The following is a 389-nucleotide window of genomic DNA, read 5'->3' on the forward strand; positions in this document are numbered from 1 at the left end:
GAATTGCTCGATGCCGCTGCCCTTCAGATCGGATCCTTCCGACTATCGCTGCTCTTCCTGATCCAGGCTGTGCTGCTTCTGAGCGGGCTCTTATGGCTCGCCGTCACCTTCGGCAATTTCGTAGAGCAGCGGCTCGAACGCGCGAGCGATCTGACGCCCACGATCCGCGTGCTTCTTGGAAAAGTCGTCAAATTCGCACTCATCATCGCGGCGGCGGCAACAGCGCTCTCGGCCGTCGGTGTGGACCTGACCGCGCTCACGGTCTTCTCCGGCGCGGTCGGTGTCGGCATAGGCTTCGGCCTCCAGAAAGTCGTGTCGAACTTCATCAGCGGCATGATCATCCTTCTCGACAAGTCGATCAAACCGGGGGACACGATTTCGCTCGGCGA

1 protein-coding gene is annotated in these 389 nt (G+C 60.4%); it reads left to right on the forward strand.

Translation table 11 applies throughout. From position 1 onward, the window contains the following. Positions 1-389 (forward strand): mechanosensitive ion channel domain-containing protein (locus tag CH341_RS31950; protein WP_146604735.1); only part of this gene is annotated, 389 nt, incomplete at both ends.

The sequence above is a fragment of the Rhodoplanes roseus genome, from assembly GCF_003258865.1.
Lineage (GTDB): Bacteria > Pseudomonadota > Alphaproteobacteria > Rhizobiales > Xanthobacteraceae > Rhodoplanes > Rhodoplanes roseus.